Origin of the sequence: Streptomyces sp. NPDC050658 (genome assembly GCF_044457025.1) — a bacterium.
Taxonomy (GTDB): Bacteria; Actinomycetota; Actinomycetes; order Streptomycetales; family Streptomycetaceae; genus Streptomyces.
Genome location: NZ_JBITGM010000007.1, coordinates 308,624 through 323,391, shown reverse-complemented (window position 1 = coordinate 323,391; position 14,768 = coordinate 308,624). Strand labels below are relative to the sequence as shown.

The window sequence follows — 14,768 nt, the reverse complement described above, 5'->3', positions numbered from 1 at the left end:
AATGGCGCGGCCGTCAGACCTCTCCATGCACAACCGCCGTGACCGTCTCGACCCGCTGCCCGAACTCGGCGAACTCGGCGCCCAGGCACCGCTGTCCGAGGTCGAGCTCGTCGACGGGCCCGTCACCTCCACGGGCTGGCTCGTCACGGGCCACGAAGAGGTGCGCGCGGTCCTCGGCGACGCGGAGCGGTTCAGCACGGCCCCGCCCGCGGGCGGCAGCCGACCGGTCCAGGCGGGCAACCTCATCCAGTACGACCCGCCCGACCACTCCCGGCTGCGGCTGCTGCTCACCCCGGAGTTCACCGTGCGGCGGATGCGCGGCCTGGAACCCGCCGTCGAATCCGTCGTCGCCGACTGCCTCGACTCACTGGAGAAGGCGGGCACCCCCGCCGACTTCATGCGGCACGTGGCCTGGCCGGTGCCCGGCCTCGTCATGTGCGAACTGTTCGGCGTGCCGCGCGACGACCGGGCCGAGCTGGCACGCCTGCTCAAGGTCAGCAGGCCCGCCTTCCGGGGCCGCCGGCTCCAGATGACCGCGGGTGCCACCTATCTCGCGTACGTCGAACAGCTCGTCGCCCGCAACCGCCGGGCGCCCGGCGATGACCTCCTCGGCCGCCTGGTGCGGGCGCACGGCGACACCATCGACGACGAGGAACTCGTCGGTCTCACCGCCTTCGTGATGGGCTCCGGCGTCGAGAACATGGCCAGCATGCTGGGCCTCGGCGTCCTGGCGCTCCTCGAACACCCCGACCAGCTCGCCCTGCTCCGGCAGTGCCCGCACCTGATCGACCGGGCCGTGGAGGAACTCACCCGCTACCTCTCGATCATCCCCACGGCCTCGCCGCGCACCGCCCGCGAGGACGTGCCGCTCGCGGGCAAGGTGATCAGGGCCGGGGACCAGGTGGCCTGTTCGCTCTTCGCGGCCAACCGCGTCCGGCCGCCCGGCGCGCCGCCGGACACCCTCGACATCACCCGCGAGGCCACCGCCCACGTCGGGCTCGGCCACGGCATCCACTACTGCATCGGCGCCTCCCTGGTCCGGATGGAACTCAGGAGCGCCTACCTCGCCGTCCTGCGGCGCTTTCCCGCACTGAGCTGCGCCGTGCCGCCGGCCGAGATCCGCTTCCGTCCGCAGGCGCCGTACGGCGTCGAAACGCTGCCGGTCGAGTGGTAGGGGGCCGTCACATGTCCGGCAGGAAACCCAGTGGCCTCGCACCCGTCCACACCCGCAGGGAACGCTTCGACCCGGCGGCCGAGCTGCGGCTCCTGACCGCCGGGCAGGCCGTCACGCGCGTCGACGTGGGGCCGGGGGCCGACGGGGTGCCCGTCTGGCTCGTCACGGGCCACGCCGAGGTGCGCCAAGTCCTCGGCGACCACCGGCGGTTCTCCACCCGCCGCCGCTTCGGACCCGGTACGCCGACGGGCGCTCGGCCCGATGAACTGGTCGGGCAGCTCATGGACTACGACCCGCCCGAGCACACCCGCCTCCGCCAGATCCTCACCCCGGAGTTCACCCTCCGCAGGACGCGGCGGCTCGAACCCCGCGTCGACGCCATCGTCACCGAGCACCTGGACGTGATGGAGCGGACGGGGCCACCGGCCGATCTCGTGGGGGCGTTCGCTTCCCCCGTCCCCGGCGCGGCCCTCTGCGAGTTGATCGGCGTCCCCAGGGACGACCGCGGTGACTTCCTGCGCCGCTGCCACGCCTTCCTGGCACCGGACAGCCGGCGACAGCGCAAGGCGACGGCGGGGGAGCAGCTCTCCCGTTACATCGCAGGGATGGTCGCACGGCGTCGCTCGCAGCCCGACGACGGCTTCCTCGGCATGCTGATCCGCGAGCACGGCAGCGAGGTCACGGACAAGGAACTGCGGGGCGTGTGCGTCCTGTTGGTGCTCGCGGGCCTCGACAACATCTCGGGCATGCTGGGCCTCGGCACCCTGCTGCTGCTCGGGCACCCAGGCCAGCTCGCCGCCGTACGGGATGATCCCGGAGCCGTGGACGGCGCGGTCGACGAACTGCTGCGCTACCTCTCGGTGCCGCACGCCCCGACCCCGCGCACCGCCCTGGAGGACGTCACCGTGGGCGGGCAGCTCGTCAGGGCGGGGGAGCACGTGCTGTGCTCGCTGCCGCTGGCGAACCGTGACGCCGCGCTGCTGGACGAGCCCGACCGCTTCGACATCACGCGTGAGCCGTCGGCCCATGTCGCCTTCGGGCACGGCATCCACCACTGCCTGGGCGCGGCCCTGGCCCGGATGGAACTCCGGCTGGCCTTCCCCGCCCTGCTGCGCCGCTTCCCCGCGCTGAGCCTCGCCGTACCCGAGTCCGACGTGCCGTTCCGCGTCCACGCGCTGGCCCACGGCGTGGAGCGCCTGCCGGTGACTTGGTGAAGCGGCCCGTGAAAGTGATCCGGTGAAGGAGGAGCACGTGCAGGACGAGAAGACCGAGATACGGGTCGACCGGGAGCGCTGCGCGGGATCGGGGCTGTGCCTGGCCCAACTCCCCGCGGTCTTCGACCAGTCGGACGACGACGGAAAGGTGCTGCTGCGCACGGCCGTGCCGGCACCGGAGGAGGTCAGGGCGGTACGGGCGGCGGCGGCACGGTGCCCGTCCGGGGCGATCACGTTGCACGGGGGCGGGAGCGGGAACGGTGGAGGCGGCGAGGGCGGCGCGGTCCGCTGAGGTCCGCGCCGCCCCGGCTCACCCGCCCCGCACCACCCGCAGCTCCCGCGCGTCGGTGACGCCCGTGCACCCCGCGAGCCCCAGCGCGTCACGCAGCTCGGCCGCGAGCAGGTCGAGCACCTGCCGGACCCCCGCCTCGCCGCCCGCCGCAAGGCCCCAGATGGCGGGGCGGCCCAGCAGGACGCCGGAAGCGCCCAGCGCCAGTGCCTTGAGGATGTCCGTGCCGCCACGCACTCCGCCGTCGACCAGGACCTCGCAGGTCCCGTCGACCGCCGCCACCACCTCCGGCAGCGCGTCGATGCCCGGTAGCGCGGCGTCGAGCTGGCGGCCCCCGTGGTTCGACACCACCACCGCGTCGGCGCCCAGTTCGGCGGCGTGGACCGCGTCCTCGGCGGCCAGTACGCCCTTCACCAGGAGCGGCAGCCGTGTCGCGGCCCGCAGCTCCGACAGGCACGACCAGGTCACCGCCGAAGAGAACGCCTCTGCGGTGTGTGCCGCGACCGCCGAGCCCCCGTCGGCCGTCGAGCGGTGCGCGGACGAGGGTGCCCCGGCGCCGAGATGCGCCGCGCGCACATCGTCGGGGAGTGCGAAGCCGTTGCGTACGTCCCGCAGCCTGCGGCCCATCCAGGGGACGTCCACGGTCAGCATCAACGCCTCGCAGCCCGCGTCCTCCGCCCGGCGCGCCAGGTCCAGGGTGCGGCCGCGCTCCCGCAGCCAGTACAGCTGGAACCAGACCGAGCCGCCCACCGCCGTGACCTTCTCCACCGCGACGCTGCTCAACGTGGCCACCGTGAACGGGACCCCGGCGGCGTGCGCCGCCCGCCCGGCAGCCAACTCGCCCTCCGGGTGGGCCAGTCGCTGGTAGGCGACCGGGGCGAGGGACAGCGGCATCCGGACCGGCCGGCCCAGGAGCGTCGCATCCGTCGTACAACCGGAGACGTCCCGGAGGACCCGGGGTGCGACGAAGAGACGGTCGAACGCCTCCCGGTTCGCCGCAAGGGCGCGCTCACGGCCGCTGCCGCCCGCGATGAAGTCCCACACCGTGGGCGGCAGCGCCGCGGCCGCGGCCCGCTCGACGTCACTCACGTCGAGCGGGACCGCGTCCTCACCGAGCCGCACGCTGCCCCGTCCGCTCCAGCTCCACGGCCTCGTACAGCGCCCGGATGTTGGAACTGCCGAAGGTCTGCGCCCCCTGCCGCTCGATGACCTCGAAGAAGATCGTGCCGCGCGGGTGCGTCGACGCGGTGAAGATCTGGAACAGCTGGCCGTCGTGGTCCTCGTCGACGAGGAGGTTCGTCGAGCGCAGCTCGCCCAGCGTGTGCGACTTGAGCCCGATCCGCTCCGCGAGCAGTTCGTAGTACGTCGCAGGGGTACGCAGGAAGCCGACGCCGCGCGCGCCGAGCGTCCGCACCGAACGGACGGCGTCCTTGCTGGAGAACGCGAGATGCTGCACGCCCGGGCCGTGATGGCTCTTGAGGAACTCGTCGATCTGCCCCGGCTGCGCCTTCGGATCGGGCTCGATGAGCGTCAGCGTCACCGCCCCGGCCCCCGCGCTCTGCACCACCTTGGACTCCATGGCCTGCGCGCCGACCACGATGTGTTCCGTGAATATCTCCCGGAAGCCCAGGGCCTGTTCGTAGAAGCGGGCCGTCGCGTCGAGGTCGCCCGCGTTCAGGCACACCGCGACGTGGTCGATGTCGAGCAGCCCCGCCTCACCGGCACCCGCCTCGGGCGAGCCCGTCGCCGGCTCGAAGCCGGGCGGCAGTCCGGGACCCTCGCCGGGCGCCCGCTCCACCAGCGTGTGCACCACGTCGCCGAAGCCCGCGACGGCCGCCGTGACCGCGGGCCCCTCGCCCGTGTGGCGCGTCGGCCGGCGCACGGGACGCGCCCCGGCCGCCACCGCGGCCGCGAACGCCGCCGACACGTCGGCGGTGCGCAGCGCGATGTCGGCGACACCGTCGCCGTGCGTGGAGACATACGCGGCGGCCGGGTGCCGCCCGGACGTCGCCTCGGTGAGCACGAGGGTCATGCCGCCCTGGCGCAGCGCGGTGCTGCGGTGCTCGGCGGAGCCGCCGGTGCCGACGACCGTGAAGGCGTACCGGTCGACCCAGGAGAACACCGCCGCCTCCAGGTCCTCGACGTACAACTCGACATGGTCGATCGCGAGGTCGTCGGGAGCAGCGGTGGCGGGGTCGGTGACAGGAGCCGTTGCGGGTAAATCCGTCATCAGAGTCCTCGTCGGAAGAAGAATGCGGATTCATGCCTGCGCGCTGAACGCGAAATGCGGGATCACGTTATGGCGCGAATCCCGTTTCGAATCGTCGGGCCGCGCGGCAGAATTGTCTTTGCGGCCCCGATGGTACGGGCGCCGCCACCGTTCTCGCACCTGTCAAGGCATTGCTGTCGATCTGTTGTCAGGGGACGCTGAAGTGATGGAAATCCTGCAAACGGAAAACGCCGTCGCCGAGTTGAAATCCGATACGCTGCACGCGTCGCTCGCCGATGTGTCGATGGAGTCCATGAACCTCCTCAACCAAGTCGCCGACACCTACCCGGACGCCGTCTCGTTCGCGGCCGGGCGCCCCTACGAGGGCTTCTACGACGTGGACCGCATCCACACCTATCTGAAGACGTTCACGGACCATCTGCGCAGCGGCCTCGGCATGAGCGAGGCGGAGACCGCGCGCACCCTGTTCCAGTACGGCGCGACGAAGGGGATCATCTGCGATCTCGTCGCGCGCTCCCTGGCCGTCGACGAGGGCATCGACGCCGACCCCGCGTCCGTGGTCGTCACGGTCGGCTGCCAGGAGGCGATGTTCCTGCTGCTGCGCACCCTGCGCGCCGACGACCGCGACGCGGTGCTCGCCCCCAGCCCCACCTACGTCGGCCTCACCGGCGCCGCGCTGCTCGCCGACATGCCCGTGATCCCGGTGCGTACGGGGGAGGACGGCATCGACCTCGACGACCTCCTCGTCCAACTGCGCCGGGCGCGCGCGGAAGGGCGCCGGGTCCGCGCCTGCTACGTGACCCCCGACTTCGCCAACCCGGTCGGCGTGAGCCTCCCGCTCGCCGACCGGCACCGCCTCCTGGAGATCGCCGCCGCCGAGGACCTGCTGCTCCTGGAGGACAACGCGTACGGACTCCTGAACAGCGCAGCCGACCGCCCGCCCACGCTGAAGTCCCTCGACCGCGGCCAACGGGTCGTCTATCTCGGCTCGTTCGCCAAGACGGGCATGCCGGGCGCACGCGTGGGATACGTGGTCGCGGACCAGCGCGTGACCGGAGGCACCAGCGGCACCAGTGGCGACGGACTGCTCGCCGACGAACTCTCCAAGCTCAAGAGCATGCTCACCGTCAATACGTCACCGATCGCGCAGGCGGTGATCGGCGGCAAGCTCCTCACCCACGACTGCAGCCTCGTCGACGCCAACCGCCGCGAGACGGAGGTCTACCGGCGCAATCTGCGCCAGGTGCTCGACGGGCTCGACCAGCGCCTGGGGGACCACACGGAAGTCACCTGGAACGCGCCGACCGGCGGGTTCTTCATCGTGCTCACCGTGCCGTTCACCGTCGACGACGACCTCCTGAAGCACGCGGCACACCACCACGGAGTGCTGTTCACCCCCATGCACCACTTCTACGGAGCCACCGACGGCTTCCGCCAACTGCGGCTCTCCGTCAGTACGTTGACGCCCGACCGGATCGAGAAGGGCCTCGACCGGCTCGCCGAGCTGATCCGGGAGCAACTCGACGCACGGCCCGAGCCCGGCGAGTCGTACGCCGGTGATGTCGCATGACCATCCGCACCATGGCCGTCGTCGGCACCGGCCTGATCGGCACCTCCGTGGCGCTCGCGGCGACCCTGCGCGGTGTGACCGTGCATCTGGCGGACCAGGACGAGTCCGCCGTCCGCACCGCCGCGGCCCTCGGCGCCGGAACGCCCGCGCCGCCACCGGAGCCCGTGGACCTCGCCGTGCTCGCCGTGCCGCCCAGCAAGATCGCACCGGTCCTCGCCGAACTCCAGGCGCGGGGCCTCGCGTCGAGCTACACCGACGTGGCGAGCGTGAAGGCCCGCGCCGAGCGGGAGATCCTCGCCACCGCCCCCGCGCCGTCCCGCTACATCGGCGGGCACCCGCTCGCCGGCCGCGAGCGCTCGGGCCCCCTGGCCGCCCGCGCGGAACTCTTCCGGGGCCGCCCCTGGGTGCTCACCCCCAACCGACTGACGTCCAGGGCCGCCTTCGTACGCGCCCTCGACCTGATCGCGCTGTGCGGCGCGGTGCCCCGCGTGATGCGGGCCCGCGCCCACGACGACGCGGTGGCGCTCACCTCCCACGCGCCGCACCTGGTGGCCAGCCTGATGGCGGCCCGGCTGCGCGAGGGACCGCCGGAGGCGGCGCATCTGGCGGGGCAGGGGCTGCGCGACGCGACCCGGATCGCCCGCGGGGACTCCGGGCTGTGGAGCGACATCGTGGAGTCCAACGCCGGTGCGGTCGCCGAGATCCTCACCCAGCTCCAGGAGGACCTCGCCAGCGTCCGTGCCGCGCTGTACGACCTCGCCGACCCGGAGCGCGGCCGCGAACTGTCCGGGAAGAGCAGACACACGCTGGTGGACCTCCTGGACCGGGGCGTCGCCGGCGTGGGGGAGCTGGACGAGCCCGCCCCCGCACCGGCTGTCGGCTGCGGCCCCGGGTGACCGTCAAGCCCGAACGGCCGTGACGGTCAAGCCTGTACGGCTGACAGCGCTTGTATCCGCCGTGTGACCGGTGCCCGCGTAGAACTTGGCCCCATGTCCACCACACAGAAGCGAACTGTCCAGACGCTGCTCGCGGCGTCGGCGCTCGTCGCGGGGGTCTTCCTCAGTGGCTGCTCCGGCGATTCGTCGGCGGCGTCCTCCGACGACCCGAAGAAGGCGGACGCCTCACCGACCAGCCCCTTCGACCAGGCCCTCGCGTTCTCCCAGTGCATGCGGGACAACGGCGTGTCCGGCTTCCCCGACCCGCAGAAGGACGCGGGCGGCGGCATCGCGCTCACCCCCGGCGGCGACGTCGACCCGAACTCCCAGGAATTCCAGGCCGCCACGGAAGCCTGCCGCGACAAGATGCCGCAGGGCGGCCAGCTCGGCGGTGGCGGCGGCGGAGGCGAACCGCTCGACTCGGCCAAGGTGTCCGCCTGGGCCAAGTGCATGCGCGAGAACGGACTGCCCAAGCTGCCCGACCCGGAGATCAACGGCGGCAACATGGCCCTCGACTTCGGCGCCAGCGGCATCGACCCCGGCAGCGACGAGTTCCAGAAGGCCAGGATCGCCTGCCAGGACAAGTGGCCCGGCGGCGGCCTCACCGGATCGGGCGCCTGATGACCGCGCCGGACGAGACCCGTGAGAGGGAACGGGAAGAAGAGACGGAAGAGACAGGGGAGTTCGAGCCGACCGCGGCCACCACCACCGGCTTCAAGGGCAACGGGAAGGCGGAGCGGACCGGAGCACTGGAACTGCACACCCCCGGCGAGGTGTCCCAGGTGGGCGCGGACGGCCTCGACCCCCGGAACGAGAACGCCGACACCGAGACCGCGGGCGACGGCGGCAACGGCGGCGACGGAGCAGGAACCACCCCCGCGACCGCGAGCCGCCGCAGGCGGCGCCCCCTGCGGATGTCGCTCGTCGTGGTCGTCGCGATCGGCGTGGCCGCCGCGGCGGCGGCCGCCACCACCGGAGTCTTCGGCGACGACGGCAACGGACCGTCCGGCGACGCCCCCTCGGCACCCCCCAGGACGGCGAAGGTGGAACGGACCACCCTGACCCGCACCGAGACCGTCGACGGGAACCTCGGCTACGGCGACGCGACGGCCGTACCCGCACCGGCCGCGGCCAAGGGCGGCAGCGGGATCATCACCTGGGTGCCCGGCGACGGCGACACCCTCGAGCGCGGCGACACCGTCTACCGCGTCGCCGAACAGAAGGTCCCGCTCCTCTACGGCTCCACGCCCTTCTACCGCCCGATGAAGGCGGGCACCGAGGGCACGGACGTGAAGATCCTCGAGAAGAACCTCGCCGCGCTCGGCTACACCGGCTTCACCGTCGACGACGAGTACACCGCCGACACCGCCGACGCCGTACGCGACTGGCAGGACGACCTGGGCCGCGAGGAGACCGGCACCGTGCAGCCGACCGACGCCGTGGTCGCCGACGGGGCGCGGCGCGTCGCCGAGGTGAAGGCCACCGCGGGCGCCCCGGCGAGCGGCCCCGTCCTCACCTGGACCGGCACCGAACGGACCGTCACCGTCGATCTCGACGTGCAGTACGAGGACATGGTGGAGAAGGGCACCAAGGCGACCGTCACGCTCCCCGACGACACCACGGTCCAGGCCGAGGTCACCGACGTCGGCACCCCCTCCACCGCCAAGGGCGGCGACAGCGAGGGCTCCGGGGCCGGCGGTTCGGGCGGCACCGGCGACGACAAGGCCACGCTGCCCGTGGAGCTGAAGGTCGAGAAGCAGCGGGGCCTCGGGCGCTACCAGGCCGCCGCCGTCGAGATCTCCCTTAAGGCGGAGACCCGCAAGGACGTCCTCGTCGTACCCGTCAGCGCGCTGGTGGCCAAGCAGGGCGGTGGGTACGCGGTGGAGGTCGTCGGCGCGGACGGCGAGGTGCGGCAGCGGACGGTGAAGGTCGGCATGTTCGCGGACAGCATGGTGGAAGTCTCCGGAGCGGGCATCAGCGACGGCCTGACCGTGGGGGTCCCCAAGTGACGACGACGTCCCACCCGGTGGTCGAACTGTCCGGAGTCTCCAAGACGTACGGCGAGGTCACCGCGCTCAAGGGCGCCGACCTCGTCATCCGGCGCGGCGAACTCCTCGCCGTCGTCGGCCCGTCCGGCTCGGGCAAGTCCACGATGCTCAACATCATGGGCACCCTCGACCGCCCCACCACCGGCACCGTGCGCATCGACGGCCACGACGTCGAGCGGCTCAGCGACCGGGAGCTGTCCGCGCTGCGCGCCGGGACGATCGGCTTCGTCTTCCAGCAGTTCCATCTCGCCCCCGGCGTCCCGGCCCTGGACAGTGTCGCGGGCGGACTGCTCTACAGCGGCAGGCCGCGCGGCGAGCGGCGCAGGCTCGCCGAGCGCGCCCTGCGCCGGGTCGGCCTCGGCCACCGGCTCTACCACGAGCCGCACCAGCTCTCCGGCGGCGAGAAACAGCGCGTGGCCATCGCCCGCGCGGTGCTCGGCGATCCGCCGCTGCTGCTCGCCGACGAACCGACCGGCGCCCTCGACTCCCGGTCCGGTGCCGTCGTGATCCGGCTCCTGCACGAATTGCACCGGGCCGGGACCACGGTCGTCGTCATCACCCACGACCGGGACATCGCGGGCTCGCTGCCGCGCGAGGTACGGATCAAGGACGGCCGTATCGAGTACGACTCGCGTGCCGCCGCCGGCTCCACCCTCGTCCCGGCACCCGCCGCACCGCTCCCCGAGGAGGCCGTGCGATGAGCCTGACAACGGAGCCCGGCACGGCGGAGCGGAACGGCCACGCAGTGCCGCCGGCGCCGCCCGCCCGGCCCAAACCGGCCCGGATGAGCCCCGCCGACGTCCTGCGGGTCGGCGGCTCGGGCCTGCGCTCACGGCCCATGCGGGTCTTCCTGTCGGCGCTCGGCATCGCCATCGGCATCGCCGCCATGGTCGGCGTCGTGGGCATCTCCACGTCCAGCAGCGAGGACCTGAACCGGCGGCTCGCCGCGCTCGGCACCAATCTGCTGACCGTCTCGCCCGGCCAGTCCTTCGCCGGGGACGCCGCCCATCTGCCCGAAGAATCCGTCGACATGATCGGCAACATCAAGGACGTCGAGTCGGTCTCCGCCATCGGCAAGGCGGACGCCAAGGTCTACCGCAACGACCACATCAAGAAGGAGGAGACCGGCGGTCTCAACGTCTACGCGGCCCGCACCGACCTGCCGAAGACCGCCGGCGCGGAGATCGTCGACGGCCGCTGGCTGAACGCCGCCAACCAGCGCTACCCGGCGGTCGTCCTCGGTCCCAAGGCCGCCGAGCAGCTGGGCGTCTTCCGGGCCGGACCCGACACGAAGGTATGGCTCGGCGGGCAGTGGTTCACCGTGGTCGGCCTGCTCGCGCCCAACGAACTGGTCCCCGACCTGGACTCCGCCGCACTGGTCGGCTGGCCCGTGGCGGAGCAGGAGCTGGACTTCGACGGCTACCCGACGACCGTCTACACCCGCGCCGACGAATCGGCCGTCACCGACGTCCAGTCCGTGCTCGGCGCCACCGCCAACCCTCAGAACCCCAGCGAGGCCAACGTCTCCCGGCCGTCCGACGCCCTGGAGGCGAAGGAGGCCACCGACGACACGCTCAGCGGCCTGCTGCTCGGACTCGGCGCGGTCGCCCTGCTGGTGGGCGGGGTCGGAGTCGCCAACACCATGGTGATCTCCGTCCTGGAGCGCCGCTCGGAGATCGGCCTGCGCCGCTCGCTCGGCGCGACGCGCGGCCAGATCCGTACGCAGTTCCTGTGCGAGGCGCTGCTGCTCTCCGCACTCGGCGGCATCGGCGGGGTCCTCCTCGGCATCGCCGTCACCTCCGGCTACTCCGCCTACCAGGGCTGGCCCTCCGTGGTGCCGGTCTGGGCGATGGCGGGCGGCGTCGGCGCGACCCTCGTCATCGGCGGACTCGCCGGCTTCTATCCCGCTGTCCGCGCGGCGCGGCTGCCTCCCACGGAGGCGCTCGCCACGACGTGACGGCGACCGGTCGCGGTGCCTTCGTCAGCCCAAATCCCCCGCGGGCGACGAGGGCATCGCTTTTTGGTGCGTCCACTTTTGGTGCGTCCACATATCCGCCCGGCGGGCGAAAGGCCTATGCGGGGTGCGCGCGGCGGCCGTCCACCCTGTTCGGACAGCCTTTCACCGCCGTACTCTCGCCGCATGACTGAGCATTTAGGGAAAGCCGACGAAAGCGCCCTGCTCGACCTGCTCCAGGAACAGCGCATCGGCACGCTCGTCACCCTGAAACGTGACGGCCGCCCCCAGCTCTCCAACGTCGGCTACGCCTATGATCCCGTGGCCCGCCTCATCCGCCTCATGGTCACCGAAAGTCGCGCCAAGACCCGTAATCTGCGCCGCGATCCACGGGCCAGTTTCTTCGTCTCCGACAGCGCCGGATTCTCGTACATGGTCGCCGAGGGCGACGCCGAACTGACCCCGGTCGCGAAAGACCCGAAGGACGCCGTCTGCGACGAACTCGCCGTGGTCTTCCGGGGGTTCCAGGGCGAGCACCCCGACTGGGAGGGCTTCCGCCGCGCGATGGTGGCCGAGCGCCGCCTGGCGATCCGGCTGCACATCAAGCAGGTGTACGGGGCGGCGGGCAAGCGGATCCTCGCGGGCCCCGGCCCGCAGGACGGCCCCCGCACCGTTTCCGGCCCCGGCCTGAGCCTCGGCACCGATGGCCCGCCGCCCGGCCTGAGCCTCGGCACCGATGGCCCACCGCCCGGCCTGACCATCGGCACCGAAGGACCGCCCCCGGGCCTCGGCCTCGGCACCTGAGGGCCGTCGGCCACGGGTCCTCACGCCCGGTAGAGATCCGTCAGGAGCGCGACGGCGGCGTGCGTCACCGGATGCGGGTCGTGGCGCCGCCAGATCAGCCGGACCGTGACCGGCTCGGCGTCCCGCAGCGGACGGAAGACGACGCCGTCGCGCCGGTACTGGTTCCCGGTGCTCTCGGGCGTCAGGCCGACGCAGCGGCCCGAGGCGATGACGGCGAGCCAGTCGTCGATGTCCCGCGTGTACTCCACGGTCGGCCGCGTCTCCTCGGGCCACAGCTCGGCCGTGGTGGTGCCGGTGCGGCGGTCGATGAGGAGCGTCCGCTCCCGTATGTCGGCCAGCGTCACGGAGCGGCGCCTGGCCCACGGGTCGTCCGCGGCCATCGCGCAGTACCGCCGCTCCCGGCCCACGACCGCACCGGCGAAACGGGCCTCGTCGAACGAGGTCCGTACGACGGCGAGATCGCACAGCCCCTCGGCGAGGCCGCCCGTCGCCGAGTTCGTGCGGATCAAGTACAGCTCGGTGTCCGGGTGTTCGGCGGCCCAGCGGCGCTGGAACTCCGCCGTGTGCCGGCCCATCGCCGACCAGGCGTGGCCGATGCGCAGCCGGGTGTGCCCGGTGGTCGCCTCGCGGATCAGCTCCTCGGCCTCCGCGAGGACGTGCCGGGCCCGCGCGAGGACCTGCACACCGGCCGTGGTCGGCGTGATGCTCCGGCTGGTGCGGTGCAGCAGTCGTACCCCGAGCACCTCCTCCAGGCCGCCGAGCGTGCGCGAGACGGCCGCCTGGGAGACACCCAGCTCGGCGGCGGCATCGGTGAAGCTGCCGCTGTCGACGATGGCCACCAGACAGCGCAGATGCCGGAGTTCGAGATCCATGAGCCCAGCGTATCCATGACTCCAGCGTATGGATGAGCACTCACATGCATTTTGCGTATGCACGCGGGGAGCGCAAGCTGCGGTGCATGCGAAGGTCTCAAGGGTCGGGTACGGCGATGATGCTGGGCAGCGGTCTGTCCAACCAGGTCGGTGCGGCCACCGGCGCGCTGGCGTTCGACGCCATCGGCCCCGCCGGTGTGGTGGCCGTGCGGCAGTGGGTCGCGGGCGCGGTCCTGATGACGGTGGGCCGGCCCAAGATACGTACGTTCACCTGGCGGCAGTGGTGGCCGCTGCTCTGCCTGGCGGCGGTCTTCGCCACCATGAACCTGTCGCTCTACACGGCGATCGACCGCGTGGGCCTCGGCCTGGCGGTGACCCTGGAGTTCCTCGGCCCGCTGACCGTCGCCCTCGCCGCCTCGCGCCGGGCCGTGGACCTGGGGTGCGCGGTCGTCGCGGGGGCCGCGGTGGTCGCGCTGGCCCGCCCGCAGCCGACCACGGACTACGCGGGCATCGCGCTCGGCCTGCTCGCCGCGGCCTGCTGGGCCTCGTACATCCTGCTCAACCGCACGGTCGGCGCGCGGCTGCCCGGCGTCGAGGGCTCGGCGACGGCCGCTGGCATCTCCGCCCTGCTGTATCTGCCGGTCGGTGTCGCGGTCCTCGCCCACCGGCCGCCCACCCCGACCGCGCTGGCCTGCGCGGCCGCGGCGGGAGTGCTGTCTTCGGCGGTGCCGTTCCTGGCCGATCTGCTCGCCCTGCGCCGCGTCGACGCCCGCTTCTTCGGGATCTTCATGAGCGTCAATCCGGTGCTCGCGGCGCTGGTCGGGCTCGTCGTGCTCGGCCAGGCGCTCGGCTGGGTCGAGTGGCTCGCGATCGCCGCCATCGTGGCCGCCAACGCGGTGAGCATCCTCGTGCCGGGACGGGGCGCGCGGCGCACGCCCGCGCCGGCGCCCTCGCCGCGGGCGACGGTGTCGCGCGAGCCGAGCCGCCGCTAGGACGCGGGGCGGCTACTCGAAGCGCGAGGTGTCGCCCGCGCCGCGGCGCACGATCTCGGCCTCGCCGTCGGAGAAGTCGATGACCGTGGTCGGCTGGGTGCCGCAGTCGCCCGAGTCGACGACGGCGTCGACCACATGGTCGAGCCGGTCCTTGATCTCCCAGCCCTGCGTCATCGGCTCCTCCTCGTCGGGCAGCAGCAGGGTGCTGGAGAGCAGCGGCTCGCCGAGCTCGGCGAGCAGGGCCTGCGTCACGACGTGGTCGGGGATCCGCACGCCGACCGTCTTCTTCTTGGCGTGCAGGAGCTGGCGCGGCACCTCCTTCGTCGCGGGCAGGATGAAGGTGTAGCTGCCCGGCGTGGCCGCCTTGATCGCGCGGAACACGTCGTTGTCGACGTGCACGAACTGCCCCAGCTGCGCGAAGTTCTGGCAGACCAGCGTGAAGTGGTGGCGGTCGTCGAGGTTCCGGATCGTCCGGATCCGGTCGAGTCCGTCACGGTTGCCGATCTGACAGCCCAGCGCGAAGCAGGAATCCGTCGGATACGCGACGAGCGCGCCGTCACGGATGCTGTCCACCACCTTGCCGATGGTGCGCGGCTGCGGGTTGTCGGGGTGCACGTCGAAGTACTTCGCCATCCGCCGAGAGTACGTGATCGGGGTTCCGTTTCCGGCGCGGCGGCCGGGCGCTC

Annotated in this window: 14 protein-coding genes and 1 pseudogene; 11 read left to right on the top strand and 4 right to left on the bottom strand. The window is 72.6% G+C overall.

The genetic code is table 11. From position 1 onward, the window contains the following. The first annotated feature begins 1 nt into the window (after position 1). The 3 genes from ACIBKX_RS25460 to ACIBKX_RS25450 are packed head-to-tail and all read left to right on the top strand — an operon-like array spanning position 2 to position 2,680. Complete coding sequence (locus ACIBKX_RS25460; protein ID WP_363273212.1) at positions 2 to 1,174, top strand: cytochrome P450; 1,173 nt, start codon at positions 2 to 4, stop codon at positions 1,172 to 1,174. A gap of 11 nt (positions 1,175 to 1,185) precedes the next feature. Beyond that, complete coding sequence (locus tag ACIBKX_RS25455; RefSeq protein ID WP_363273211.1) at positions 1,186 to 2,388, top strand: cytochrome P450; 1,203 nt, start codon at positions 1,186 to 1,188, stop codon at positions 2,386 to 2,388. A 37-nt stretch (positions 2,389 to 2,425) separates the two neighbouring features. After that, positions 2,426 to 2,680 carry a ferredoxin gene (locus ACIBKX_RS25450; RefSeq protein ID WP_363273210.1) on the top strand — a complete coding sequence of 85 codons (255 nt, stop codon included), beginning with the start codon at positions 2,426 to 2,428 and terminating at the stop codon, positions 2,678 to 2,680. Between the two features lie 18 nt (positions 2,681 to 2,698). Here ACIBKX_RS25450 and ACIBKX_RS25445 read toward each other — a convergent pair whose 3' ends face one another. Continuing rightward, the gene (locus ACIBKX_RS25445; protein WP_363273209.1) at positions 2,699 to 3,799 is read right to left on the bottom strand and encodes an alpha-hydroxy acid oxidase; all 1,101 of its coding nucleotides are present in this window, start codon (positions 3,797 to 3,799) and stop codon (positions 2,699 to 2,701) included. Next, positions 3,786 to 4,907 (bottom strand): 4-hydroxyphenylpyruvate dioxygenase, encoded by a 1,122-nt coding sequence (hppD, locus tag ACIBKX_RS25440; protein ID WP_363273208.1) that lies wholly within the window; start codon positions 4,905 to 4,907, stop codon positions 3,786 to 3,788. The genes ACIBKX_RS25445 and hppD overlap by 14 nt, the downstream gene beginning before the upstream one ends. A gap of 205 nt (positions 4,908 to 5,112) precedes the next feature. Between hppD and ACIBKX_RS25435 the strand changes: the two genes are divergently transcribed. The 7 genes and pseudogenes from ACIBKX_RS25435 to ACIBKX_RS25405 all read left to right on the top strand — a co-directional run. Continuing rightward, a complete protein-coding gene (locus ACIBKX_RS25435; protein ID WP_363273207.1) occupies positions 5,113 to 6,477 on the top strand; it encodes a PLP-dependent aminotransferase family protein in 1,365 nt (454 codons plus the stop codon). Beyond that, entirely contained in the window at positions 6,474 to 7,373 is a 900-nt protein-coding gene (locus tag ACIBKX_RS25430) for a prephenate dehydrogenase (protein ID WP_363273206.1), read from the top strand. The genes ACIBKX_RS25435 and ACIBKX_RS25430 overlap by 4 nt, the downstream gene beginning before the upstream one ends. 93 nt (positions 7,374 to 7,466) lie before the next feature. Beyond that, positions 7,467 to 8,033 (top strand): hypothetical protein, encoded by a 567-nt coding sequence (locus ACIBKX_RS25425; protein WP_363273205.1) that lies wholly within the window; start codon positions 7,467 to 7,469, stop codon positions 8,031 to 8,033. After that, positions 8,033 to 9,421: a peptidoglycan-binding protein gene (locus ACIBKX_RS25420; protein WP_363273203.1), complete on the top strand. Its 1,389-nt coding sequence runs from the start codon at positions 8,033 to 8,035 to the stop codon at positions 9,419 to 9,421. Before ACIBKX_RS25425 ends, ACIBKX_RS25420 begins: the two co-directional genes overlap by 1 nt. After that, positions 9,418 to 10,161, top strand: a complete 744-nt coding sequence (locus ACIBKX_RS25415) for an ABC transporter ATP-binding protein (RefSeq protein WP_363273201.1) — start codon at positions 9,418 to 9,420, stop codon at positions 10,159 to 10,161. Before ACIBKX_RS25420 ends, ACIBKX_RS25415 begins: the two co-directional genes overlap by 4 nt. An 83-nt stretch (positions 10,162 to 10,244) precedes the next feature. Further along, a complete protein-coding gene (locus ACIBKX_RS25410; RefSeq protein ID WP_363273253.1) occupies positions 10,245 to 11,417 on the top strand; it encodes an ABC transporter permease in 1,173 nt (390 codons plus the stop codon). 183 nt (positions 11,418 to 11,600) lie between these two features. Next, positions 11,601 to 12,032 (top strand): annotated as a pseudogene (locus ACIBKX_RS25405) (PPOX class F420-dependent oxidoreductase); the annotation flags it as partial. A gap of 206 nt (positions 12,033 to 12,238) precedes the next feature. Here ACIBKX_RS25405 and ACIBKX_RS25400 read toward each other — a convergent pair. Next, entirely contained in the window at positions 12,239 to 13,090 is an 852-nt protein-coding gene (locus ACIBKX_RS25400; RefSeq protein WP_363273200.1) for a LysR family transcriptional regulator, read from the bottom strand. Between the two features lie 86 nt (positions 13,091 to 13,176). Here ACIBKX_RS25400 and ACIBKX_RS25395 point away from each other — a divergent pair, with 86 nt between their 5' ends. Further along, positions 13,177 to 14,082 (top strand): EamA family transporter, encoded by a 906-nt coding sequence (locus tag ACIBKX_RS25395; protein ID WP_363273199.1) that lies wholly within the window; start codon positions 13,177 to 13,179, stop codon positions 14,080 to 14,082. 12 nt (positions 14,083 to 14,094) lie between these two features. Here the strand turns inward: ACIBKX_RS25395 and ACIBKX_RS25390 are convergent, their stop codons facing one another. Further along, positions 14,095 to 14,715 carry an L-threonylcarbamoyladenylate synthase gene (locus tag ACIBKX_RS25390; RefSeq protein ID WP_363273198.1) on the bottom strand — a complete coding sequence of 207 codons (621 nt, stop codon included), beginning with the start codon at positions 14,713 to 14,715 and terminating at the stop codon, positions 14,095 to 14,097. Positions 14,716 to 14,768: the final 53 nt, after the last annotated feature.

What these genes read in the sequence shown, in the direction of transcription:
- ACIBKX_RS25460 (WP_363273212.1), top strand. Translation starts at nt 2, where the DNA reads ATGGCGCGGCCGTCAGACCTCTCCATGCACAACCGCCGTGACCGTCTC.
- ACIBKX_RS25455 (WP_363273211.1), top strand. Translation starts at nt 1,186, where the DNA reads ATGTCCGGCAGGAAACCCAGTGGCCTCGCACCCGTCCACACCCGCAGG.
- hppD (WP_363273208.1), bottom strand. Translation starts at nt 4,907, where the DNA reads ATGACGGATTTACCCGCAACGGCTCCTGTCACCGACCCCGCCACCGCT.
- ACIBKX_RS25435 (WP_363273207.1), top strand. Translation starts at nt 5,113, where the DNA reads ATGGAAATCCTGCAAACGGAAAACGCCGTCGCCGAGTTGAAATCCGAT.
- ACIBKX_RS25430 (WP_363273206.1), top strand. Translation starts at nt 6,474, where the DNA reads ATGACCATCCGCACCATGGCCGTCGTCGGCACCGGCCTGATCGGCACC.
- ACIBKX_RS25425 (WP_363273205.1), top strand. Translation starts at nt 7,467, where the DNA reads ATGTCCACCACACAGAAGCGAACTGTCCAGACGCTGCTCGCGGCGTCG.
- ACIBKX_RS25420 (WP_363273203.1), top strand. Translation starts at nt 8,033, where the DNA reads ATGACCGCGCCGGACGAGACCCGTGAGAGGGAACGGGAAGAAGAGACG.
- ACIBKX_RS25410 (WP_363273253.1), top strand. Translation starts at nt 10,245, where the DNA reads ATGAGCCCCGCCGACGTCCTGCGGGTCGGCGGCTCGGGCCTGCGCTCA.
- ACIBKX_RS25400 (WP_363273200.1), bottom strand. Translation starts at nt 13,090, where the DNA reads ATGGATCTCGAACTCCGGCATCTGCGCTGTCTGGTGGCCATCGTCGAC.
- ACIBKX_RS25395 (WP_363273199.1), top strand. Translation starts at nt 13,177, where the DNA reads ATGCGAAGGTCTCAAGGGTCGGGTACGGCGATGATGCTGGGCAGCGGT.
- ACIBKX_RS25390 (WP_363273198.1), bottom strand. Translation starts at nt 14,715, where the DNA reads ATGGCGAAGTACTTCGACGTGCACCCCGACAACCCGCAGCCGCGCACC.